Below are 21,097 nucleotides of genomic sequence, written 5' to 3' on the forward strand. Positions count from 1 at the left end.
GGGACCGTCAGGTGCGCGGCTCGACCGGGGTGCCGGCCGGCTCGCCCTCGCGGGACGGCGGCGTGGCGGCGGGCGGCTCGGCCGGGGCGGCGGATGCGGCGGTCAGCGTCGCCTGGTCGGCGGGCGCCTCATCGCTGTCGCGATCGTCGTCCTTGCCGGTGATCGAGTCCTTGAACTCGCGCATACCGGTGCCGAGCGACTTGCCCAGGCCGGGCAGCCGCTTGGGGCCGAAGATCAGCAGCACGATCAGCAGCACGATGCCGATCTCCAGCGGCCCGATCTGGTTGAACATGCCCTCCAGGGTAGCGGTCGGGGGCAAACGACGCCGAAGGTTCGCCCGCGAGACCCTGGCGCGAAAAAGCGTTCAAGTCGCGGGCGCGTGATGTCGATGAACGGGTCATGAGCGCCCAGCCCGATCACCGGCACTACGTTCGCCGCGTCGTGCTGCCCAGCGGGAAGACCATCGAGGTCGTCTATTTCGAGGACCAGGTCCCGGCGCCCACCGAGCGGTCGGCCCCCCAGCACGACATCCACGTCTGCGGCACGTGCTCCAGCGAGCTCGTCTACCCGGTCGAGTGGCACGAGGCCGGCGCAACGCACTGGCAGGTCGCCCTGCGCTGCCCGAACTGCGAGTGGTCGGGCACCGGCGTCTTCGAGCAGCACGCCGTCGAGATCTTCGACGAGGAGCTGGACCGGGGCACGGAGGCCCTCGTCCGCGACCTCAAGCGCCTCGTGCAGGCGAACATGGAGGAGCAGGTCGAGCGCTTCATCGACGCGCTGCGCGACGACCACATCCTCCCCGACGACTTCTAGGCGGGCGCGCCCGCGAGGGGATCTCCCGTTCAGCTGTAGCGCTCGACGACGCTGTCGGCGACGAGCAGCAGCGCGTCGTCGTCGTAGGGCAGCTCGCGCTTGGCCTCCGCGACCATCGCGATCGCCCGCTCGCGTGCCTCGTCGAGCGCTCCGGTCGCCGCGATGCGGTCGCACACCGCCTGGGCCTCCTGCGGGGTGGAGGGCCGTGCGTCGCGCAGCGACGGGTCGCGCTCGCGCGCGAGGATGAACGGCAGCGTCACGGTGCCGTCGAGCAGGTCCGTGCCGCGCGGCTTGCCGGTCCGCTCCACCGGGCCCGAAACGTCGAGCACGTCGTCGAGCAGCTGGAAGGCGAGCCCGATGCGGCGGCCGAACCCGCCGAGCGCATCGACGGGCGCACCCGCCTCCAGGGCGCCGAGCCGGCAGGCGGCCTCGAACAGCCGCGCCGTCTTGAGCTCGCAGCGGTGCAGATAGCGCGCGACGCTCACGCCGGAGTCGAACGCGTCCTCGCGCTGGAGCAGCTCGCCGGCGGCGAGCGCCGAGCTCGCGTCCGACAGCACCCGCAGCTCGTCGGGGCGCGCGTTGGCGACCAGCTCGGCGAACGCGCGAGCGAACAGGTAGTCGCCGGTGGCGGTGGCGCGGGCGCGGCCGGCCGCCGCCCACACCGTCTCGCGCCCGCGGCGCAGCGACGCGGCGTCGAGCACGTCGTCGTGGACGAGCGTGGCGGAGTGCACCAGCTCGACGGCCACCGCCGCGCGGATCAGGCCGGCGTCGTCGCCGGGGTCCTCACCGGCGGCGAGGAGGACGAGCAGGGGCCGCAACCGCTTGCCGCCCGCCGCGATCGTGTCGCCCGCGAGGCGGTCCAGCGGCGGGGCGGCCTCCGCGGCGATCGCCCGCAGCCGCTGCTCGACGCGCTCCAGGCGGTCGCGCAGCGCGTCGCCCCGGGTCGCGACGACCGCGTCGACGTCCGTGCTCATCCCTGGGTCACTTCGCCGACGTGGATGGCGATGATGCCGCCGGCCGTGAGGATCCAGCGCAGATCGCGCATCCCGGCGCGCTGCATCGTCGCCGCCAGCGCCGCGGGCTGGGGAAAGCGCTTCACCGAGCTGGGCAGGTAGGAGTACGCGTCGGGATCGCCGGCCAGGCGCCCGACGAGCGGCACGACCCGGTCGAACCAGAGCGAGAAGAACGTGGACAGCGGCGGTCGTGTGGGCGTCGTGATCTCGAGGACCACGACCCGGCCGCCGGGCCGCACGACCCGCGCCATCTCGCGCAGGCCGCGCTCGAGGTCGCCGAAGTTGCGGGCCCCGAAGCCCACGGTCGCCGCGTCGAACGCGTCGTCGGGATACGGCAGCGCCATGGCGTCGGCCTGCTCGAACCGGATGTTCGCCGCCTTCTGGCGCGCGCGCACGAGCATCCCCTCGGAGAAGTCGCTGCCCACGACCTCGGCCCCGCGCGACGCCGCCTCGATCGCCAGATCCCCCGTCCCGGTCGCGACGTCGAGCACCCGCGATCCCGGGCCGACCGCGGCCAGGTCGACCGCGCGCCGGCGCCAGCGGTGGTGCAGCCCCGCCGTCATGACGGAGTTCATCACGTCATAGACGCCGGCGATGCGGTCGAACATCGCTCGGACCTGACCCTCCGGAAGGGTCCCGGAGGTCATCGGCGACCCCCTATTTGAGGGTCGACAGGAAGGCGACCATGTTGTTGAACTTGTCCTGCGGCAAGTCCTTGAACGACGGCATCGGCGCGGTCGGGTTGATGAGCGTCCGGGCGATGGCCTGCTCCGGGAGGCGGTTCGCGATGTCGGTCAGCGGCGGCCCGGGGCCGTCGTTGCCGTTCTCGCCGATCTTGTGGCATGCGAGGCAGCCCGACTGCGCAACCACGGCCTTGCCCGCGTTGTACTGGGCGAGCGTCTTGCCGCCGGCCTGCTGGACCGCCGCCGGTGTCTCGATCTCGATCTGCGTCGGGGAGCCGGCGTTGGCGCCCAGGTACGTGAGATAGGCCATCGCGCAGATGACGAAGATGCCCGTCGCGGTGGCGATCGGCCGCCGCTCAGGCCTGCGCTCCGGGCCTCGGTCGATGAACGGCAGCAGGAAGAGGATGATCAGGCAGACCGTCGGGATGCCGAGGGTCGCCAGCGGGACCAGGTAGTCCGGCTTGATGATCCGCAGCAGCTCGAAGAGGAAGTAGAAGTACCACTCCGGCCGCGGCACGTAGGTGGTGGTCGTCGGGTCCGCCTTCGGCCCGAGCTCTGCGCCCAGGACGATCGACAGCGTGATGATCACCGCCATCACGACGACCGCCATGATGGAGTCCTTGGCGACGGCGTACGGGAAGAACGGCTTGCCCTGCGCCTTCAGCTGCGCGTACTCGCGGAGGTACGCCTCCTTCTCCTGGCGATTCACTTGGGCTCCTTCCGGAGCTCAGGATCGCTCTCGGCCTTCAGCCACGGCGGCGCGGTCGTGCCGAGCTTCGCCACCAGGTACAGATGGGCGCCGATCATCGCGGCGATCAACCCTGGGACGAGCAGCATGTGTATCGCGTAGAACCGCGACAAGGTGGTGGCGCTGAACTCCGGCCCGGCGAGCAGGAAGTCGTTGAGGTACGGCCCGACCAGCGGGCCCGTGCCGTTGATGTTCACGCCGACGATCGTCGCCCAGTAGGACCGCTGGTCGAAGGGCAGCAGGTAGCCGGTGAACGACATCAGCATCGTCAGCACCAGCAGGACCCCGCCGATGACCCAGTTGAGCTCGCGCGGATACTTGTAGGCCCCGAAGAAGAACGTCCTGCCCATGTGCAGGAACACGAGGATCACCATCACCGACGAGCCCCACTTGTGCATGCCGCGCACGAACTCGCCGAGGAACGCCTCGTTGGTGATGTAGCGCGCCGACTCGTAGGCGTTGGTGGGCGACGGGTCGTAGTACATCGCCAGGAAGACGCCGGTCACCGCCTGGTTGAGGAAGGCGAACATCGCGGCCGACCCCAGCGTGTAGAACCAGTTGGTCCCCTTCGGGACCTTCCGGAACATCATCCAGCGGGCGGCGCCCGACAGCGACGTGCGCTCGTCGACCCAGTCGACGGCGGAGATGCCGGCCTCCTTGGCGCCGTCGAGCGCGCCGGGGCGCTTCTCGCCGGGCGGGCGGGGCTGCGGCTTGAGCGAGTCTGGCAGCGGTGGGGCGGGGAGCTTCAGCTTCATGACTGTGGGGGCGGGAGCTTGCGGGCCGTGGGCCGGGACGGGTAGAGGTACTGCCCGATGCCGTCAAGCGGCTCACCGGGATAGCGCGGGGAGAAGCGCTTGAGCTCGGAGTTCACCGAGTAACGCGGGCCGATCTCGACCTTGCCGTTGCGGATGCGCGTGTAGAAGCGGTCGAGCGGGCGGACCGGCGGACCGCCGGTGCGCTTGCCCTGGAAGTCGTACACCCCGCCGTGGCACGGGCAGATGAAGCGCTCCGAGGCGGGCACGAAGCGGACCGGGCAGCCGAGGTGCATGCAGCGGGTCGAGATGGCGATGAAGCCGTCGTACTCGTCCTTCTGCGGACCGTCGATCGACTCGTTGTGCTTGCGGACGTAGACGGTTGTCTTGCCGACCTCGCCGATCCCGGGGGTCTCGGTGATCGTCTTCGGGATGTAGGTCCGGTCGTCGAAGTCGTCGGGGACGCCGACGGGCTCCCAGCGCACCTCGACCTTCTCGAACACCGGTCCGATGGCGAACCCGAGGGCCGGAAGCGCGAACGCCGAGGCGGCCACGATGCCCGCCACGTGCGTCGTCCCGGTCATGAACCGGCGGCGCGTCACGGTCTCGCCCTCGAACGCGCCGGGCATCTGCCGGTCGGCGGTGTACTTGCTCTTGGTCTTTCTGCGGTCTTTAGCCACGGCTTCTCGGAATCGTACTTCGTCAGGGTGGTTCAACGGCTTCTGCTGGCGTGTTGACGCCCCCAGCCGACCGCCTCGGCACCGGCCCGCCAGGCCGCCGCCGCGGCGCCCGGATCACCGACGGCATGCGCCTCGGCGCACCGCGCGATGACCTCCGCGAGGACGTCGACCGACTCCAGGTCGCCGAGGCGCGCGAGCCGGTCGAGGCCGAGAGCATAGAGGCGGTCGCCCGCGAGCAGCGCCAGGTCGCCGTCCGCCTGCGAGACGGTGGCCGAAACGCCGTAGTGCAGGAGGTAGGCCTCGTGGATCGCCTCGACGAGCAGGGCGACCTCGTCCTCGCGCCCGGCGCTGCGCGGACCGGACGCCGCGACCTGCGCGACGCGGGCGTCCTCGGCATCCGGATCGGTGCGCAGTGCCTGCGCCAGCAGGCCGCCCTCCGCCCGCAGCACCGCCGCCAACCGGTCGCTCATCGAGATGCCTCCCGCAGGGTCGCGGCGGTCGCGGATGCTGACCCGCAGGGTCTCATCGAGATGCCTCCCGCAGGGTCGCGGCGGTCGCGGATGCGGACCCGCAGGGTCTCATCAGACCTCCTCGAACGCGGCGGTCGCCGCGATGACGGTCCGCTCGAGATGCTCGTCGGTGTGGGCGAGCGAGGGGAACCAGGCCTCGAACTGCGAGGCCGGCGGGTAGACGCCGCGGGCCAGCAGCGCCTGGCACCAGCGGCCGTAGGCGGCGAGATCGCAGGCCTGGGCGGCCGCGAGGTCGCGAACGGGGTGCGCCGAGAAGAAGATCGTCACCAGGCCGCACGTGCTCTGCACCTGGACCGGGTGGTCGCCCGCCGCCTGGCGCAGCCCGTCGGCCAGCGTCTCCGTGATGGCCGCCAGGCGGGTATAGGCGGCGTCGTCGAGCAGCGCGAGCGTGGACAGGCCGGCGGCGACCGCGACCGGATTGCCCGACAGCGTTCCCGCCTGGTAGACGTCCCCGGCCGGCGCGATGTGCTCCATGAGCGCCCGCGAGCCCCCGTACGCCGCGGCGGGCAGGCCGCCGCCGATGATCTTGCCCATCACGACGAGGTCGGGCAGCACGCCGGTCGCCTCCTGCGCGCCCCCGGCGGCGACGCGGAAGCCCGAGATGACCTCGTCGAAGACCAGCAGCGCGCCGTTCTCGGTCGCCTGGTTGCGCAGGAAGTCGAGGAAGCCCTCGGCGGGCGGGACGAGCCCCATGTTCGCCGGCATCGGCTCGGCCAGGATCGCCGCCAGCTCGTGCTCGGCACAGGCGGCGCGCACCGCGTCGGGGTCGTTCCACGGCACCACGATCGTGGACGCCGCGGCCGCGGCGGGGACGCCGGGGCTGGCGGGCAGGCCCTGGGTGGCCAGGCCCGAGCCGGCCTCCGCGAGGAGCCCGTCGACGTGGCCGTGGTAGGCGCCGGCGAACTTCAGGAGCTTCTCGCGCCCCGTCGCCGCGCGGGCCAGCCGGATCGCGCTCATCGAGGCCTCGGTGCCCGACGACGTCATCCGCAGCATCTCGACGGCGGGCATCCGACGCGCGACCTCCTCGGCGAGCTCGACCTCGCCGGCGGTGGGCGCGCCGAAGCTCGTTCCGCGCTGGGCCGCGTCGGTCACGCCGGCGACGATGTCCGGATGCGCGTGGCCGTGGATGAGCGGGCCCCACGACAGCACCCAGTCGACGTAGCGGTTGCTGTCGGCGTCGACGAGCTCGGCCCCCTCGCCGCGGACCACGAACAGGGGATCGCGGCCGATCGCGCGCATCGCGCGCACGGGCGAGTTGACGCCTCCGGGGAGGACGTTCAGGGCCCGGGCGTACAGCTCGGCCGACCGGGTGTCTCTCAGGGACGAGGGGCCCACGCGGTCACACGCCGGCGTGCTCCTGCTCCCACCGCTTGAAGTCGTCGGTGAAGTAGAGCAGGCGGATCTTCTTGAACTCGGTCGACGAGTAGAGCACCGCGCGGCCCTCGATGCAGTCGATCTCAGCCTCGATCGCATCGAGGATGGCGTCGCACTCCTCCTTCGAGCGACCATGGGCCATCGTGAACAGCGCGTACGGCCAGTCCGGGTAGGTCGGCCGCTGGTAGCAGTGCGAGATGCCGCGGAACGCGGCCATGCGCGGCCCGACCTCGGCGATGCGGTCCTCGGGCACCTGCCACACGCCCATGCCGTTGGCGCTGAAGCCGGCGCGACGGTGGAAGAGGATCGCCGCGACGCGGCGCAGCAGCCCGCGCTCCTGCATCCCCGCGAGGTGGTCGAGCAGGCGCTCCTGGGTGATGCCGAGCTCCTGGGCGGCGGCCGCGTACGGCTCGCGCACGATCGGCATGTCGCCCTGCGTCGCGCGCACGACCGCGCGGTCGAAGTCGTCGTAGTCGACGCGCTCGCCCGACGACGGCTCGAGGACCGCGCCCTGGCTGGTCAGCGACTTCGTGTCGCCGCCCATCTCGAGGTCCATGCGGATCTTGAACAGCTCGAGCGTCGGGAGCTGGCGGATCGACTCGGCGCCGGTGAGCTCCTGGAGCAGGTCGAGCGTGCCCTGCAGGCCAAGCTTGGAGTCCTCCTCGACGGCGATCGTGAACCACATGTTGAACTCGTGGTTGCGCAGGTAGTTGTGCGAGACGCCGGGGTGGCTGTTGACGATCTTCGCGGGCCCCCACGGGTGCTCGGCATCGACCTTCGCCGCGACGAGCATCGAGCCGTAGCCGAAGCGGCGCGTGTCGTAGATCGGCGTGACCTGGCGGACGATGCGGTCGTCGATCAGCTCGGCGACGCGGGCGATCGCCTCGTCCTCGGTCATCCCCGCCTCGGCGGCCACGCGCGCGTACGGGCGCGGCTCGAGCGGGAAGCGGCCCTGCATCGCGTTGAGCAGCTGCTTGTCGGCCTCGGACAGGGGCACGGCGCTGCCGTCCTTGCGCGCCCGGATCTTCAGGTTGCCAGCCATCGTGCAGCGTCCTTCGCGAAGTAGGTGATGACGATGTCCGCCCCCGCCCGGCGGATCGCCGTGAGGGTCTCCAGCGCGAGGGCGCGGTCGTCCATGGTCGAGGTCTTGATCATGGCGTACTCCCCGCTGACCTGGTACGCGGCGACGGGCATCCGGGTCTCCTGCTTGACCCTCCAGATGAGGTCGAGCGCGGAGAGCGCGGGCTTGACCATGATCACGTCAGCCCCCTCGCCGACGTCGAGCAGCGCCTCGCGCACCGCCTCGTCGCCGTTGGCGGGATCCATCTGGTAGCCGCGGCGGTCGCCGAACGCCGGGGTGGAGTCCGCGGCGTCGCGGAACGGCGAGTAGAAGGTCGAGGCGTGCTTGGCGCTGTAGGCCATGATCGCCGTGTCGGCGAAGCCCTCGCCGTCGAGCTCGGCGCGGATGGCGGCGACGCGGCCGTCCATCATGTCGCTCGGCGCCACGAGGTCGGCGCCGGCACGCGCATGGGAGACGGCGGTGCGGGCGAGCAGCTCGAGCGAGCTGTCGTTGTCGACGCTGCCGTCCTCGCGCAGGAGCCCGCAGTGCCCGTGGCTGGTGTACTCGCAGAGGCAGACGTCGGTGACGACGATGACGTCGGGATGGGCGGCCTTGATCGCCAGGACGGCGAGCTGGACGGCGCCCTCGTCGTCCCACGCCTCGGAGCCCTGATCGTCCTTGGCGGCGGGGATACCGAACAGGATGACGCCGCCGAGCCCGAGCGCGGCGGCCTCGCCGGCCTCGGCGACCGCGGAGTCGATCGAGTGGCGGCTGACGCCGGGCATCGCGCCGATGGGCCGGGGACCGTCGAGGCCGGCTTCGACGAAGAGCGGCAGGATCAGCCGGCGGGGCAGGACGTCGGTCTCCCGGACGAGGTCGCGCAGCACGGGCGTGCGGCGCAGCCGACGCAGGCGGGTCTGGGGAAACGCCATGGATGCAGCGTAGTAGCGCCCGCGCGGCCGGTCGGCGAACATCGGCCCATGTCCCGCCCAATCGCCGTCGCCCTCTGCGCCGCAGCGCTGCTCGCCGTCTCCGCCGCCGCGAACGCCGCGACCGTCCCCGGCACGACCGTGCACACCCGCGGCTACAAGATCGTGTGCCTCGCCGTCCTGCCCGTGGCGGGCGGCGGCATCGAGTGCGCCTCGCCGTACGTCCCGGACATCGGCGAGCTCGACAGCTACTTCGCGCTGCACCGCCACGGGCGCGCGAAGCTCTCCGAGCGCGGCGACTACCCGGGCTACGGCGGGCGCAACCGGCGGCTCGCCGACGGCGACACCTGGCGCTGGCGGGGCGTGCGCTGCACAGCCGCGGGCGATGGGGTGCGATGCGTGAACCGCTCCGGGCACGGGTTCGTGATCGCGGCGGGTGGGTCGCGGCGGTTCTGAGGGGCTCTCCCGCTCAGCGCCGACCGTTTGCGGAGGGTCCGGCGGGGCCAGCCACGGACGATCGAAGGGAAACAGGTCTGTTCCCGGCCGGTTCCGGGTCTGTTCCCGGCCGGTTCCGGGCCCGTTCGCGCGGGTCCCTGAGCGGCGCGGGCGGTCGGGTGCGCGGGCTCTGTCGTGTTCACGGCGCCATCCGCCGTCAACTCGACACGCCCTCGGCCGACCCAGGACGTTCAGGCACTGACGCCGCTCAGTGGGCATGAACGCCCGCACGTCCCGCGAGCCGGAGGCGGGGGCGACGTGCACGCGCTGACGCCCGCTCACCCGGAGCGAACGCCCGAACCCCCGAGCGGCTCAAGCAGGCGCGCGAACCGGGCGCGGACCCCGCCCCGCGGCCGTCGTCGAGCAGTCCGCGGCGGCCTGGACCCGCCGATCCGGCGTGGGCGGGAAGCGAAGCGGTGTGGGCGGAAACCGAAGCGGCGTGGGCGGAAACCGAAGCGGCGCGGGCGGAAACCGAAGCGGCGCACGCCCGGCCGCGCTCAGAACTCCTCGGCCGTGATCGCGTAGAGGTCGTGGTCGCGCCAGCCGCCGGCGAGGCGCAGGTAGCGCGGCGCGTGGCCCTCGAGGCGGAAGCCGTTCTTGCGCAGGACGCGCGCCGAGCGCTCGTTGTGCGGCATCACGGCGGCCTGGACGCGGTGCAGCCGGGCGGGCCCGAACGCGAAGCTCAGTGCGAGGCGCACGGACTCGCTGGCGTAGCCGCGGCCGTTGACCTCCTGGTCGACGAAGTATCCGAGCGTCGCGTTGTCCCACGCGCCGCGCACGATGTTCGCGAGCCCCACGCGGCCGCGCAGGCGGCCGGTGTCGCGCTCGACGACCCCGAAGGCGTACATGCGGTCCGCCATCCACTCCTCGCGATCACGGACGATCTCCGCGCGCTGGCCCGCCGCCGTGAAGAAGCCCTCCGACCGGCGCGGCTCGTACGGGGTGTTGAACTCGCGCGTGCGCAGGCGCAGCTCGAGCAGCTCGGCGACGTCGTCGAGCGTGAAGGCGCGGATCGTCACCTGATCCCCGTCGACGTGGTCGGGCAGCCTCACGCCGCGAATCTTCGCAACGCGAGGCGGGCGAGCGCCCCGTACGCGGCCGTGAGGCCGAGCAGGTGCAGCGCCGGCCCGAGCAGCCCGGGCGTCGCCGCGTTGATCGCGGCGTCGAGCGCGTCGAGCGTCGGCTTGAACGGGAACGCGGCGTTGATCACGCGGATGACGTCATAGAGCGCCGGGGCGACCGAACCGCTCGGGACCAGAGCGAGGAAGGCCAGCGGCAGCGCGAGCATGAGCCCGAGCAGCGACGCGGCCCGCACCTCGCGCGCCACCGCGCCGATCGCGACGCCGAGGGCGCTGCAGCCGAGCGCCCCCACGGCCGCGGCGATCACCCACTGCCCCGCGCGGGACCAGTCGACGCCCGTGAAGGCGCCGATGCCGCAGACCATCACCAGGGCGACCAGACCGGAGCATGCGGCAGCGAGGAGGATCTTCTCGAGCAGCAGCGCCGACGGCGACACGACGCGCACCAGGCGCCCGTAGGCCTGCTCCTCGCGCTCGAGCGCCAGCACCCCGCTGGCCAGCAGGACCGCGACGAACAGCAGGGACACCGCGATCGCCAGCGCCACCGCGAAGTCGTCGAGCGGGGTGCGACTGCCCTCGAGCAGCGTGCGCTTGACGGTGATCGGCCGGCTGACCGCCTTGAGCGCCGGCGTCGCGAACTCGAGGCCGATGAGCGCCTGGTTGGCGAAGTTGTCGACCTCCTTGAGGCCGGGGCTCAACGGGTCGTTCTCCGGCAACTGCGCGAGCGCCTGCTGCACGAGCGCCTTGGCCTTGCGCAGCCCGAGCAGGTCCTGCGTGCCCAGCGGCGTCGTGATCGGCCCGCCGTCCTGCAGCACGTGCAGATCCCGGAGCGCGACGTCGCGGATCGTGTCCGACAGCTTCGCGTTCGCGCGGGCGAGCTCCGCATCGATGGTCGACTGCACGAACGACTGCTTCAGCGCGTCGCCGTTGTAGATCACCTCGACCTGGGCCTGGCCGAGCCCGCCGTTGAGGCGATCGACGGTGTTCGCCGGGATGATGAGCGCGGCCAGCGCGTCGCCGCCGTCGACCTTGGCCAGCGCCTCCTTGCGCGAGTGGACGACGACCGGGTCGATCGCGTCGAAGAACTGCTTCGCGTAGTCGGCGAAGTCGACCTCCTTGCCGCCGACGTTCGTCACGGTCTGCCCGATCGGGACCTCGTTGAGGAAGGCGACCTTGGGCTTGTCCGGGCCCTTGGAGAGCGCGAGGCCGATGAGCAGCGCGATGGCGACGGGGTAGAGCACGAGCAGCGCGACGAGCAGCTTCGAGCGCCGCAGGATCTGCAGGTCCTTGATGAGGAGCCACCGCATGCGGCGGTCAGTGCCCCTGCTCGCGCAGGAATCGCACGAACGCGCCCTCGAAGTCGGTGCGCTCCTCGTCGTGCTCGGCGGCGCGCAGCGCGTCCGGCGTCCCGTCGAAGAGCACCTCGCCGTCGGCGAGGACGAGCACACGGTCGGCCCAGCGGTCGGCCTCCGCCACGTTGTGGGTGGTGAAGATGACGGCGGTGCCCTCCGTGCGGGCGAGCTCGTCGACGAACTCCCACAGCCGCTCGCGCTGGCGGGGGTCCAGCGACGACGACGGCTCGTCGAGCAGCAGCACCGGCGGGTCGGCGAGGAGCCCGACCGCGATGTTCACCCGCTGCCGGTTGCCGCCCGACAGCGTGCCGAGCTCGTCGCCCGCCCGCTCGGCGAGACCGGTCTGCTCGAGCATCCGCTCGACGACCGCGTCGGGGTCGCCGACCTTCTCCAGGCGTGCGAACAGGCGGAGGTTCTCGCGCACCGACAGCTTCTTGTAGACCGCCGGCTGCTGCGGCACCCAGCCGATCTCGCGGGCCGGCCGGCTGATCTCGCCCTCGTCGGGCCGCAGGATGCCCGCCAGGATCGACAGCAGCGTCGTCTTGCCCGCGCCGTTGGGCCCGATGACCGCGAGCTTCTCGCCGGGCTCGACCCCGAAGGAGACGTCGCGCAGCGCGACGCGCGCGCCGAACCGCTTCGTCACGCCGCGGGCCTCGGTGATCACCGGCGGCAGGCTAGCCCCTCAGCGGTGCTCGCTCGTCACCGCATCGAGCGGCGCGCCGCACCGGCGGCAGTACGCGTCGTCGTCGTCGGCGACCATCCCGCAGTCAGGGCAGCGGCGCTCCGGCGGCGGCAGCGCGCCCATGACCGCCACCGGGTTCGTGTGCCCCCAGGGCTCGAGCACGAGATGGCGGCGCAGGTACACGACCGTCTCGCGCAGCACCGCGGCGATCGGCAGCGCGAGCAGCGCGCCGATGATCCCGTAGATCTCCGCGCCCGTGAGCAGGGCGAAGATGACCAGCAGCGGGTTGATCCGCAGCGTGTGGCCGAAGATCTGCGGAGCGACGACGTGGCCCTCGATCTGCTGCAGCGCGATGAAGAAGATGCCGAGCCAGAGCACGTCGAGCGGGTCCGTGAACAGCGCGACGAGCAGCGGCGGGATCGCGCCGAGGATCGGGCCGACGTACGGGATGAGCTCCATGAGCCCGAAGAAGACCGCGAACGCGAGCGCGTACGTCTTGCCGGCCGGGAAGACCCCGGTGACGCCGAGGAGGTACAGGCCGATGCCGCAGCCCGCGCCCATGGCGAGGCTGAACAGCAGCTGGCCGCGGACGTAGCCGAACACCGCCGCCTGCACGCGACTGGGGTAGTCATCCTCGGGGGTGCCGTCGCCCGGCGGCATCAAGCGCCGCACCAGCGCGCCGATCCGCTCGCCGTAGAGCAGCATGTAGATCGAGATCACGACGATCAGCACGAGCGCGAAGCCGGCGGTCGCGATGCTCGTCAGCAGCCCCGTCGCCGTGGAGGCGATGTCGCCGCTCGCGCCGCTGAGCTGGTCCGACAGCGTCTCGATCGCCGTCTCCCCCTGGCGCTTGACCTGGATGTTGATGTTGTTGTGGTCCAGCCAGGTCTGCAGGTCGGCGAGATGGTCGTTGGCGTCGTCGACGAGCCCGGGCAGGTCGCGCTGGATGACCCGAGCCTGCTCGGCGACCGGGTTGGCGAGCAGGATGCCGGCGGTGACGAGGACCGCGAGGATCGCCAGGCACACGCTCGCCACCGCGATGCCGCGCGGGAAGTGCATGTGGCGCTGCAGCCGGGCGACGAGCGGGTTGAGGATGAGCGCGACGACCGCGGCGATGATGAACACGAGCAGGACCGGGCCCGCGGCGCGCGCCAGGATCCACAGCGCGACGACCGCCAGCGGGAGGGCGACGAGCTGCACCCACCGGGGCACGACGACCGGCCGCGGCGCCGCTGGGGCCGTGGGCTCGTCCGGGCGCTCGGGCGCCTCCTCTTCACGCTCAGGACCGACTCCGCTCATCGCATCAGGGATGATCCTCCCCGATGTCGGCTGACGCCAAGATCCTGTTCATCGGCGACGTGGTCGGCGGCCTCGGCCGGCGCACCCTGCTCAGGCTGCTCCCCGGCCTCGTGGAGCGCCACCGCCCGACGTTCGTCGTCGTCAACGGCGAGAACGCGGCCGGCGGCCTCGGGATCACGCCGAAGATCGCGGACGAGCTCTTCGCCGCCGGCGTCGACGTCATCACGCTCGGCAACCACGCCTACCACCGCCGCGAGATCCTGCCCTACCTCGATCGCGAGCAGCGCATCCTGCGCCCGGCGAACTACCTGCGCTCTCAACCTGGCCGCGGCACGACCACCGTCGAGCGCGACGGGCTGCGCCTCGGCGTGGTGAACCTGTCGGGCAACGTGTTCCTCCAGGCAGGGCGCGCGCTGTTCCCCGAGGCCGACGCGGCGGTCAACGACCTGCGCCGCACCACGGACCACATCCTCGTCGACGTCCACGCCGAGGCGACCAGCGAGAAGGTCGGGCTCGGATGGCACCTCGATGGGCGGGTGACCGCGGTCGTCGGGACCCACACCCACGTGCCGACCGCGGACGCCCGCGTGCTGCCGGGCGGGACCGCCTACATCACGGACGTGGGCATGACCGGGCCGCGCGGCGGCGTGATCGGGGTGCGCAAGGAACAGGCGATCGAGGCGATGCGGACCCAGATGCCGATCCGCTTCGAGACGTCCGACGACGACCCGTGGCTCATGGGCGTGCTCGTCAGCTGCGACGGGCCGATGCACGCCACGGGAATCGAGCAGATCCTGCTGCCGGGCTAGGAGGCCGCGAGGACGGGCGCGACGTCGTCGGCCGGCGGAGGCGGCGGTGGCTCGGCCGGCGCGGGCCTGCCCACCGGTTCGCGCGCGAAGAACGCCACGAACGCGAACGGCAGCACCCAGATGATGTAGAGGTAGAACCAGTAGGTCATCCCGAGCTGGAGCGCGATGAGGATCGCGCCGGCGATCGCGGCCAAGCCGACCACGTCGCGGCGCCGCGGGATGAACGCCGCGGCGATCGCGAAGGCGGCGGTGGCGACCTGGAGCGCCTTCTGCAGCCCGTCGAGCCCGCCGTAGTACCCCCACACCGAGAACGGCGCGCCGCGGTCGAGCTGGAAGCCGACGGTGCGATCCCAGATCAGGCGCAGGTCGCCCTGCAGCCAGACCGGGATCATCGTGATCGCGGCGACGACCGCAAACGCCACGGCGAACTTCCCGATCGTGCGGATCCGCGAGGCCGGCGGCGCGCCGTGCGTCGCCAGCAGCGGCGCCAGGATGAGCGGCGCCAGCTTCGTCGTCGCGGCGAGCGCGCTGAACGCGCCGCGACCGGCCGCGCTCGTGGCCGCGAGCATGGCGCCGATGAGCAGCGCGGCGACCAGCGCGTCGTTGGAGTTCGTGTTGAGGCTGAACAGCGTGAACGGGAAGGCCGCCCAGGCGTAGGCGAGCACCACGCCGAGCGTCGGCCCGCGGATCCGGCGGCCGAGCAGGAACAGCCCGGCCAGGCACAGCAGGTCGAACAGCACCGCCGCACCGTGCGCCGCCGGCAGGTCGTTCCAGCTGCCGCTCCACGGCCAGACCGCCTCGAACGGCACGTAGATGAGGTAGTTCGCCGGCCCGTACGTGTCGCCGTGCTCGTTGTCGCGCGGCCAGTCGCCGTAGAGGTCCTGGCCGTGGCTGAGCCGGTCGGCGCCGATCACGCCCGAGTAGCCGACGTCGATCACGTTCGAGTTCGTGACGTTGAGGCCGATCCGGAAGCCCACGAGGAAGATCGTCGCGACCGCCAGCCAGGTGACCGGGACGAGCAGCTTGAGCGGCTCCCCGCCCGAACCGCGCCGGTAGCCGATCCACAGCAGGCGGCCGAGGAGGTACAGCAGCGGCGGATAGGTCGTCGGGACCGACCCGGCGAGGTTGCCGTGGTTGAAGAACGCCAGCGACACGGACAGCGAGCACAGCGCGAGCAGGTCGAGGTGGCGCATGCGCAGCGGCCGGCGCCAGTCGACGAACGGGGCGACGAAGAGCACGAGCAGCGGGATCCACACGTACAGCGCCGCCGCCTTGCGCCCGAACGCGCCCTCGTAGCCGCGGGCCATCGTCCACGCGACCTGCGGACCGGTCCACGCCTCGAGCACCGCGCCGGTGGGGTCCCAGATCGACACCTGGCCGATCTCCTTGCCTTCGGCGAAGAACGAGACCTGCCAGCGATTCGCGCCCTTCTGATAGACGCTCACGGTCGTGCGCTTGTGCTTGGCCCGCTCGTCGCGGATCTTCGGCACCCGCTCGGCGATGCGCTGCGCCTGGTTGCCGGTCAGCCGGTGCAGCGGCGGGCGCTCGTCCATGCTCGACGGCGTGGTGAGCGCGTTCGGGTCGGTCGCCGTGGTGGCCGTCGAGGCGGCCTTGGCGACGCCCGGCGTGGACGCTGCGGCCGACGGGGCGTTGGCCGAGCCGGCCTGGGACGTCGCGGTCTGCGCCGCCGCCGGTGCGGCGAGGGCGAGCGCGAGCAGCAGGAGCGCAAGCGCGGCAAGCCTGGTCCGCCGGAGCATTGGCGCCAGCGTAGAGGCTGCAGTCAGGACAGTCCGAAGTGCGAGGTGACCATCGGCGTGATGTCGCGCAGCGACCACTCCTCGCGCGCGTCGCGGCGGTCGGGCCCCGTGCCGCACCACGCGAGCACGCCGAGGGAGTCGGACGCGTGCAGAGAGCCGTGGCTGCCGCCGCCGACGTGCGCGACGCCGCCCCAGTCGGCGAACTCGTACGCGGGCGCGGCGCTGAGCAGGACGTCCCCGGCGGTGGGCGTCGTGAGCGCCGACCACACCCGGGAGAGCGCGTCGGGGTAGGCGGGCGCGAGCAGGCGCCCGTCTTCGATGCGCGCCCCGAGCACGCCGAGCTCGCCGTCGACGCTCCAGCGCTCACCGCGACGGTCGGCGACGTCGCTGCCCGGGGCGAAGCGCAGCTCGCGCTCGCCCGACGCGATCGCCCCCTCGCCGCTCGAGGTGCGCCACATCACGAGGTCGACGCCCTCGACGCCGCGCGCCGCGCGCACGAGCCGGGGCAGCAGCGCGCCGCGTCCCTCCTGCACGAGCGCGTAGACCATCGCCGAGCGCTGGGCCGGGCAGACCGCGACCTCGGCGTCGGCCGCGTTGTCGCCGGCCGGGGCGAGGATCGCGAAGTCCGCGAAGGCGTCGTGCAGGCGGATGACCGATTCGACCCCGGTGTGCGAGTGGTCGGCGCAGACGATCATCGCGTGGTCGTCGAGGAACGCGTCGGTCCCGCCGCCCGCCTCGAACAGCCGCATGATCTGGCGGTCCGCCTCGGCGATCGACTCGACCTGGGCGTGCGGGCCGTGCTTGTGCGAGTACGTGTCGTTGTCGGGCAGCGACAGCAGCAGGAAGTCGAAGAGGTCCTCGCGGACGAGGTACTCGCCGACGCACCCCGAGTGCTTGTCGCGCACGCCCGGCAGGCCGAGCTGGGAGCGGCACGGCGTGCGGCGGCTGGCGAAGACGTCCGCGTAGAACAGCTCGCGCGGGCCGAGCACCGAGTGGCGAAACAGCGTCCGCGCCGCGCGGGCGAGCACGGTGTCGCGCGCGACCTCGTGGCGATGGCGGCCGCGGTACATGAGGTACGTCGTGCCGGCCGTCCGGAGGTCCGCGTCGTCGAGCTGCTCGAAGACCGTGCGCACGTCGGGCGACAGGTGATGGCCGTTCATGTTGTAGACGGTGTCGACGAGCTGGCGGGTGATGCCGAAGCGCCGCGACGCGCTGAAGCTCGAGCCGTATTCGATGTAGCGCGACTCGGCCCGCGAGTACCAGTTCATCGAGGGGATGTGGTGGCGGTCGGGCCCGCAGCCGGTCGCGATCGAGGCGGCGCAGACCGGCGTGACCGATGGGAAGGCGGCGACGAGGTCGTCGACGTAGGCGCCGCGCTCGATGATGGCCTTCATCGCGGGGGCGCGGCCGGTCGCGATCGCGCGCTCGAGCATCGACGGCTTGCATCCGTCGATGACCGCGAGGACGAGCTTCTTGCCCACTACCTCAGGATGCGCAGGCCGGCGTACTTCTCGCCGGCCCGGCGCCGGCCGCCGGCGAGCAGCCACGCGAGGAAGCCGACGAGCACGATCGAGACGGGCGGCACGAGGATCGCCAGCGCGGATCCCACCGCCGACGTGCCGTCCGCGAAGACGACGAGCGAGTCCTGGGCATGGCGGTCGAGGCGCGCGCGCACCCGGGTGAACAGGCTGCGCACGGCGAGCTGGGCGAACGCGGCGACCGCGATGCCGGCGAGCAGGCCCGGCCACCACGCGTAGCCGTGGTCAGCGAGGACGCCCGCGAACAGCAGGCCGCCGACGGCGATCGCGATGCCGCTCAGCGCGGCGCCCAGCGGGCCGGACTCCACGGCGGCGGCGCCGAGGCGCCGCATCGCGACGAGCGCGACGGCCATGAGCGCGAGCATGAGCCCGAGGAACCAGGCCTTCTCGAGGAAGGCGAAGTCGGTGCCCTCGTAGTCGACGCCGACGTTGAACCCGGCGAGGACGCCGGAGACGAGCGCGGGCAGGAACGGGCGGATGCCGGCCGAAGCAGAGAGGCCGAGGCCGGTGCATATGTCAAGGAAGAGACGCATCTGTGCGGTACCGTCAAACTACCCGGCGCACCCCGCCTCATGACCACACGTCCTCCCACAGGCTCCCGATCGGCGCGCGATCTCGAGCGCTACGCGGCCCTCTTCTCCACCCGCACGAAGGTGATGAAGAGCTCCGCGATGCGCGATCTGATGGCCGTGATCGCCCGCGACGACATCATCTCGCTCGCCGGCGGAGCGCCCGACATGACGGTCTTCCCGGCCGAGGTGATGGCCAAGGTGATGTCGCAGCTGGCGGCCGAGCAGAGCGCCCGCGCCCTGCAGTACGGGCCGACCGAGGGCCTCGAGGACGTCAAGGAGGCGATCATCGAGGTCATGGCCGCCGAGGGCACGATCGGCGTCGACCCGCAGGACATCCTCGTGACGACCGGCGGCCAGCAGGTCATCGACCTCTTCTGCCGCACGCTCATCGACCCAGGCGACGTGATCATCGCCGAGGCGCCGACGTACCCGGGCGCCGTTCCCTGCTTCGGCGCCTACGAGGCGGACGTCGTGCAGGTCGAGATGGACAGCGACGGCATGCGCATCGACGAGCTCGAGGCGGTGCTCGACCAGCTCGCCCGCGAGAACCGACGGCCGAAGTTCATCTACACGGTGCCGACCTTCCACAACCCGGCCGGCGTGACCATGTCGCTGCCGCGGCGCAAGCGGCTCGTCGAGGTCGCGGCCGAGCGCGAGCTGCTCGTGCTCGAGGACAACCCGTACGGGCTGCTGCGCTACGAGGGCGACCCGCTGCCGACGCTGTACTCGCTCGACGGCGGCCAGTTCGTCGTCTACCTCGGCACGTTCTCGAAGATCTTCGCGGCGGGCGTGCGGCTCGGCTGGGCGGTCGCCCCCGGCCCCGTCTACCACAAGCTGAACATCGGCAAGCAGGCGGCGGACCTGTGCTCGTCGCCGCTGTCGCAGCTGTTCGTCTCGACCTACTTCCGCACCGGCGAGTGGCCGCAGCTGCTGTCGGCATTCAAGGAGCGCTACCACCGCCGCCGAGACGTCATGCTCGACGCGCTGGCCGAGTTCTTCGGCCCGGAGGCGGTGTGGACGCACCCGCAGGGCGGCCTGTTCCTGTGGGCGACGCTGCCGGACTTCATCGACACCACGGACCTGCTGGCCCGCGCGCTCGAGGAGAACGTCGCGTTCGTGCCCGGCCGGGGCGCCTACCTCGACGGCCGCGGCGGCTCGTCGATGCGGCTGAACTTCTCCTACGTGTCCGACGAGGACATCCGCGAGGGGGTCCGGCGCATCGGCGCGATCGTCCACGAGCAGGTCGCGCTGTACGGCACGCTGACCGGTACGGTCGTGCCGAGCTCGCCGGTCGCCGACGAGCGGCCGGCGCCGGGCGGCCCCGATCAGGCGCTGGCCGACGTCCTGCACCTGCCGCGGCGCGCGGGCGACGGCCGCCGCGCCGGCTCGTCGGAGTGACCCGCGTCGCGGTGCTCAAGGGCGGGCGCTCGCTGGAGCGCCAGGTCTCGCTGCGCTCCGGCGGCCGGGTCGAGGACGCGCTGGAGCGCCTCGGCTACGACGTCGTCGGCATCGACGTGCGGGGCGACCTCGTCCGCGAGCTCAAGGTCGTCGAGCCCGCCGTCGCGTTCGTCGCGCTGCACGGCCGGGAGGGCGAGGACGGCACGCTGCAGGAGCTGCTGGAGCTGCTGGGGATCCCCTACACCGGGTCGGGCCCGTCGGCGTGCGCGCGCTGCTGGGACAAGGTGCTGGCCAAGCACCTCATGCGCGACGCCGGCCTGCCGACGCCGGACTTCTACGCGTTCAGTGAGGCCGCCTTCCGCGAGCTGGGCGCGGCGGACGCCCTGCCGGCCATCGAGGACCGTCTCGAGTTCCCGATCGTCGTCAAGCCCGCCCGCGGCGGCTCGTCGCTGGGCATCAAGTTCGCCTCGTCCGCGGCCCAGGTGCCCAGCGCGCTGATCGCGGCGTTCTCCTACGACCGCAAGGTCGTGCTCGAGCGCCACGTCGAGGGGCGCGACCTGGCGGTGTCGATCGTCGCCGGCGAGGCGCTCCCGGTCGTCGAGGCGGTGCCCAACGACGAGGACTTCTACGACTTCGAGGCGCGCTACGAGATCGGCCGCACGACGTTCGTGTGCCCCGCGGAGCTCAGCGCGGCCGACACGGCGCGCGCCCAGGAGCTCGCGCTCGACGTGTGGCGGCTGTTCGGCTGCCGCGGGGTCGCGCGGATCGACCTGATGCGCGACGCGGCCAGCGGCGAGTTGACCGTGCTCGAGGCGAACTCGGTGCCGGGGCTGACCGACACGTCGCTGCTGCCGCAGGCCGCGGATGCGGCCGGAGTCGGGTTCGACGCCCTGATCGGGCGGCTGGTCGAGCTGGCGCTGGAGGGCGTGACGGCGTAGTCGCGGGCCCAGGGGTGCCGACCAAGGCCCAGGCGGCTCAAGGTCGGTTCCGGCGCCTGCCGTAGGGAGGCGGGCCCCCTGCGATCTCTCTATTGCTCGCCGGCCGCGAAGTCCTCGGGGGTCACCTGGTCGAGGAAGTCCTTGAACTTCTCGACGACCTCCTCGGTGTCCTCCACGTCGTGTTCGAACTCGATCGCCGACTCCGCGATGACCTCCTCGGCCGCGAAGATCGGCGCACCGGAGCGTACGGCGAGGGCGAGCGCATCCGAGGGGCGCGAGTCGATCTCCAGCTCGCGGCCGTTGACCGTGAGCGTGATCGAGGCGAAGAACGTGTTCTCGCGCAACTCGGTGACCGAGACCTGCGTGCACTTCACGTCGAGCTCGCCGAGCATGTCGCACAGGAGGTCGTGCGTCATGGGCCGCGGGGTCGACGCGCCCTGGAGCTTCATGAGGATCGCGGCAGCCTCCGGGTGGCCGATCCAGATCGGCAGGAACTTGTTCGAGTCGACGGCCTTCAAAAGCACGATCGGCTGCTTGCCGACCATGTCGAAGCTCACGCCGTAGATGACCATCTCCTGCACTGCGGGGCTCCTCGG

Annotated in this window: 23 protein-coding genes; 5 read left to right on the forward strand and 18 right to left on the reverse strand. The window is 72.1% G+C overall.

The window, feature by feature from the left end; translation table 11 throughout:
* Positions 1 to 7: 7 nt before the first annotated feature.
* Entirely contained in the window at positions 8 to 292 is a 285-nt protein-coding gene (locus tag DSM104329_RS28690) for a Sec-independent protein translocase subunit TatA/TatB (protein ID WP_259313299.1), read from the reverse strand.
* Positions 293 to 399: 107 nt separating this feature from the next.
* On the opposite strand from DSM104329_RS28690, the gene DSM104329_RS28695 reads away from it, so the two are divergent.
* On the forward strand, positions 400 to 813 hold the full coding sequence (locus tag DSM104329_RS28695) for a hypothetical protein (protein ID WP_259313300.1): 414 nt from the start codon (positions 400 to 402) through the stop codon (positions 811 to 813).
* 29 nt (positions 814 to 842) lie between these two features.
* Here the strand turns inward: DSM104329_RS28695 and DSM104329_RS28700 are convergent, their stop codons facing one another.
* The 9 genes from DSM104329_RS28700 to hemB form a co-directional block, all read right to left on the reverse strand.
* Entirely contained in the window at positions 843 to 1,787 is a 945-nt protein-coding gene (locus DSM104329_RS28700) for a polyprenyl synthetase family protein (RefSeq protein WP_259313301.1), read from the reverse strand.
* Positions 1,784 to 2,473, reverse strand: coding sequence for a bifunctional demethylmenaquinone methyltransferase/2-methoxy-6-polyprenyl-1,4-benzoquinol methylase UbiE (gene ubiE / locus DSM104329_RS28705; protein ID WP_259313302.1), 690 nt, complete (start codon positions 2,471 to 2,473; stop codon positions 1,784 to 1,786). Before ubiE ends, DSM104329_RS28700 begins: the two co-directional genes overlap by 4 nt.
* 10 nt (positions 2,474 to 2,483) lie before the next feature.
* Entirely contained in the window at positions 2,484 to 3,218 is a 735-nt protein-coding gene (locus DSM104329_RS28710; RefSeq protein WP_259313303.1) for a c-type cytochrome, read from the reverse strand.
* Positions 3,215 to 4,012 carry a cytochrome b gene (locus DSM104329_RS28715; RefSeq protein WP_259313304.1) on the reverse strand — a complete coding sequence of 266 codons (798 nt, stop codon included), beginning with the start codon at positions 4,010 to 4,012 and terminating at the stop codon, positions 3,215 to 3,217. The genes DSM104329_RS28710 and DSM104329_RS28715 overlap by 4 nt, the downstream gene beginning before the upstream one ends.
* The gene (locus tag DSM104329_RS28720; RefSeq protein WP_259313305.1) at positions 4,009 to 4,689 is read right to left on the reverse strand and encodes a QcrA and Rieske domain-containing protein; all 681 of its coding nucleotides are present in this window, start codon (positions 4,687 to 4,689) and stop codon (positions 4,009 to 4,011) included. Before DSM104329_RS28720 ends, DSM104329_RS28715 begins: the two co-directional genes overlap by 4 nt.
* 32 nt (positions 4,690 to 4,721) lie before the next feature.
* Positions 4,722 to 5,159: an isoprenoid biosynthesis enzyme family protein gene (locus DSM104329_RS28725; protein WP_259313306.1), complete on the reverse strand. Its 438-nt coding sequence runs from the start codon at positions 5,157 to 5,159 to the stop codon at positions 4,722 to 4,724.
* Between the two features lie 111 nt (positions 5,160 to 5,270).
* Complete coding sequence (gene hemL / locus DSM104329_RS28730) at positions 5,271 to 6,554, reverse strand: glutamate-1-semialdehyde 2,1-aminomutase (RefSeq protein ID WP_259313307.1); 1,284 nt, start codon at positions 6,552 to 6,554, stop codon at positions 5,271 to 5,273.
* Between the two features lie 4 nt (positions 6,555 to 6,558).
* On the reverse strand, positions 6,559 to 7,635 hold the full coding sequence (ahbA, locus tag DSM104329_RS28735) for a siroheme decarboxylase subunit alpha (protein WP_259313308.1): 1,077 nt from the start codon (positions 7,633 to 7,635) through the stop codon (positions 6,559 to 6,561).
* Positions 7,620 to 8,585 carry a porphobilinogen synthase gene (hemB, locus tag DSM104329_RS28740; protein WP_259313309.1) on the reverse strand — a complete coding sequence of 322 codons (966 nt, stop codon included), beginning with the start codon at positions 8,583 to 8,585 and terminating at the stop codon, positions 7,620 to 7,622. Before hemB ends, ahbA begins: the two co-directional genes overlap by 16 nt.
* 48 nt (positions 8,586 to 8,633) lie before the next feature.
* On the opposite strand from hemB, the gene DSM104329_RS28745 reads away from it, so the two are divergent.
* On the forward strand, positions 8,634 to 9,038 hold the full coding sequence (locus tag DSM104329_RS28745) for a DUF6636 domain-containing protein (RefSeq protein ID WP_259313310.1): 405 nt from the start codon (positions 8,634 to 8,636) through the stop codon (positions 9,036 to 9,038).
* A gap of 536 nt (positions 9,039 to 9,574) precedes the next feature.
* On the opposite strand, the gene DSM104329_RS28750 is transcribed toward DSM104329_RS28745, so the two are convergent.
* Genes DSM104329_RS28750 through DSM104329_RS28765 form a run of 4 tightly spaced genes read right to left on the reverse strand, consistent with a single transcriptional unit; the run spans position 9,575 to position 13,489 of the window.
* Positions 9,575 to 10,129: a GNAT family N-acetyltransferase gene (locus DSM104329_RS28750; protein WP_259313311.1), complete on the reverse strand. Its 555-nt coding sequence runs from the start codon at positions 10,127 to 10,129 to the stop codon at positions 9,575 to 9,577.
* On the reverse strand, positions 10,126 to 11,463 hold the full coding sequence (locus DSM104329_RS28755) for an ABC transporter permease (protein ID WP_259313312.1): 1,338 nt from the start codon (positions 11,461 to 11,463) through the stop codon (positions 10,126 to 10,128). The genes DSM104329_RS28750 and DSM104329_RS28755 overlap by 4 nt, the downstream gene beginning before the upstream one ends.
* Positions 11,464 to 11,470: 7 nt before the next feature.
* Positions 11,471 to 12,172: an ABC transporter ATP-binding protein gene (locus DSM104329_RS28760; RefSeq protein ID WP_259313313.1), complete on the reverse strand. Its 702-nt coding sequence runs from the start codon at positions 12,170 to 12,172 to the stop codon at positions 11,471 to 11,473.
* A gap of 18 nt (positions 12,173 to 12,190) precedes the next feature.
* Entirely contained in the window at positions 12,191 to 13,489 is a 1,299-nt protein-coding gene (locus DSM104329_RS28765) for an AI-2E family transporter (protein ID WP_259313314.1), read from the reverse strand.
* A 23-nt stretch (positions 13,490 to 13,512) separates the two neighbouring features.
* Between DSM104329_RS28765 and DSM104329_RS28770 the strand changes: the two genes are divergently transcribed.
* Positions 13,513 to 14,298: a TIGR00282 family metallophosphoesterase gene (locus tag DSM104329_RS28770; protein ID WP_259313315.1), complete on the forward strand. Its 786-nt coding sequence runs from the start codon at positions 13,513 to 13,515 to the stop codon at positions 14,296 to 14,298.
* On the opposite strand, the gene DSM104329_RS28775 is transcribed toward DSM104329_RS28770, so the two are convergent.
* The 3 genes from DSM104329_RS28775 to DSM104329_RS28785 are packed head-to-tail and all read right to left on the reverse strand — an operon-like array spanning position 14,295 to position 18,126.
* On the reverse strand, positions 14,295 to 16,055 hold the full coding sequence (locus DSM104329_RS28775; protein ID WP_259313316.1) for a hypothetical protein: 1,761 nt from the start codon (positions 16,053 to 16,055) through the stop codon (positions 14,295 to 14,297). The two genes, DSM104329_RS28770 and DSM104329_RS28775, sit on opposite strands and share 4 nt — an antisense overlap.
* Before the next feature lie 23 nt (positions 16,056 to 16,078).
* Positions 16,079 to 17,536 (reverse strand): alkaline phosphatase family protein, encoded by a 1,458-nt coding sequence (locus DSM104329_RS28780; protein WP_259313317.1) that lies wholly within the window; start codon positions 17,534 to 17,536, stop codon positions 16,079 to 16,081.
* Positions 17,536 to 18,126 (reverse strand): DUF4126 domain-containing protein, encoded by a 591-nt coding sequence (locus tag DSM104329_RS28785; protein ID WP_259313318.1) that lies wholly within the window; start codon positions 18,124 to 18,126, stop codon positions 17,536 to 17,538. Before DSM104329_RS28785 ends, DSM104329_RS28780 begins: the two co-directional genes overlap by 1 nt.
* 39 nt (positions 18,127 to 18,165) lie before the next feature.
* Here DSM104329_RS28785 and DSM104329_RS28790 point away from each other — a divergent pair, with 39 nt between their 5' ends.
* Both DSM104329_RS28790 and DSM104329_RS28795 read left to right on the forward strand, forming a co-directional pair.
* On the forward strand, positions 18,166 to 19,563 hold the full coding sequence (locus tag DSM104329_RS28790; RefSeq protein ID WP_259313319.1) for an aminotransferase-like domain-containing protein: 1,398 nt from the start codon (positions 18,166 to 18,168) through the stop codon (positions 19,561 to 19,563).
* The gene (locus tag DSM104329_RS28795; protein ID WP_259313320.1) at positions 19,560 to 20,501 is read left to right on the forward strand and encodes a D-alanine--D-alanine ligase family protein; all 942 of its coding nucleotides are present in this window, start codon (positions 19,560 to 19,562) and stop codon (positions 20,499 to 20,501) included. The genes DSM104329_RS28790 and DSM104329_RS28795 overlap by 4 nt, the downstream gene beginning before the upstream one ends.
* Before the next feature lie 89 nt (positions 20,502 to 20,590).
* Here DSM104329_RS28795 and DSM104329_RS28800 read toward each other — a convergent pair whose 3' ends face one another.
* Positions 20,591 to 21,073 (reverse strand): bifunctional nuclease family protein, encoded by a 483-nt coding sequence (locus tag DSM104329_RS28800; protein ID WP_259316267.1) that lies wholly within the window; start codon positions 21,071 to 21,073, stop codon positions 20,591 to 20,593.
* Positions 21,074 to 21,097 lie beyond the last annotated feature (24 nt).

Origin of the sequence: Capillimicrobium parvum (assembly GCF_021172045.1) — a bacterium.
GTDB lineage: Bacteria > Actinomycetota > Thermoleophilia > Solirubrobacterales > Solirubrobacteraceae > Capillimicrobium > Capillimicrobium parvum.

Excerpts from the sequence above, each read along its gene's own strand:
- DSM104329_RS28690 (WP_259313299.1), bottom strand. The coding sequence starts at position 292 with ATGTTCAACCAGATCGGGCCGCTGGAGATCGGCATCGTGCTGCTGATC.
- DSM104329_RS28695 (WP_259313300.1), top strand. The coding sequence starts at position 400 with ATGAGCGCCCAGCCCGATCACCGGCACTACGTTCGCCGCGTCGTGCTG.
- DSM104329_RS28700 (WP_259313301.1), bottom strand. The coding sequence starts at position 1,787 with ATGAGCACGGACGTCGACGCGGTCGTCGCGACCCGGGGCGACGCGCTG.
- ubiE (WP_259313302.1), bottom strand. The coding sequence starts at position 2,473 with ATGACCTCCGGGACCCTTCCGGAGGGTCAGGTCCGAGCGATGTTCGAC.
- DSM104329_RS28715 (WP_259313304.1), bottom strand. The coding sequence starts at position 4,012 with ATGAAGCTGAAGCTCCCCGCCCCACCGCTGCCAGACTCGCTCAAGCCG.
- DSM104329_RS28725 (WP_259313306.1), bottom strand. The coding sequence starts at position 5,159 with ATGAGCGACCGGTTGGCGGCGGTGCTGCGGGCGGAGGGCGGCCTGCTG.
- ahbA (WP_259313308.1), bottom strand. The coding sequence starts at position 7,635 with ATGGCTGGCAACCTGAAGATCCGGGCGCGCAAGGACGGCAGCGCCGTG.
- hemB (WP_259313309.1), bottom strand. The coding sequence starts at position 8,585 with ATGGCGTTTCCCCAGACCCGCCTGCGTCGGCTGCGCCGCACGCCCGTG.
- DSM104329_RS28745 (WP_259313310.1), top strand. The coding sequence starts at position 8,634 with ATGTCCCGCCCAATCGCCGTCGCCCTCTGCGCCGCAGCGCTGCTCGCC.
- DSM104329_RS28755 (WP_259313312.1), bottom strand. The coding sequence starts at position 11,463 with ATGCGGTGGCTCCTCATCAAGGACCTGCAGATCCTGCGGCGCTCGAAG.
- DSM104329_RS28765 (WP_259313314.1), bottom strand. The coding sequence starts at position 13,489 with ATGAGCGGAGTCGGTCCTGAGCGTGAAGAGGAGGCGCCCGAGCGCCCG.
- DSM104329_RS28770 (WP_259313315.1), top strand. The coding sequence starts at position 13,513 with ATGTCGGCTGACGCCAAGATCCTGTTCATCGGCGACGTGGTCGGCGGC.
- DSM104329_RS28775 (WP_259313316.1), bottom strand. The coding sequence starts at position 16,055 with ATGCTCCGGCGGACCAGGCTTGCCGCGCTTGCGCTCCTGCTGCTCGCG.
- DSM104329_RS28785 (WP_259313318.1), bottom strand. The coding sequence starts at position 18,126 with ATGCGTCTCTTCCTTGACATATGCACCGGCCTCGGCCTCTCTGCTTCG.
- DSM104329_RS28790 (WP_259313319.1), top strand. The coding sequence starts at position 18,166 with ATGACCACACGTCCTCCCACAGGCTCCCGATCGGCGCGCGATCTCGAG.
- DSM104329_RS28800 (WP_259316267.1), bottom strand. The coding sequence starts at position 21,073 with ATGGTCATCTACGGCGTGAGCTTCGACATGGTCGGCAAGCAGCCGATC.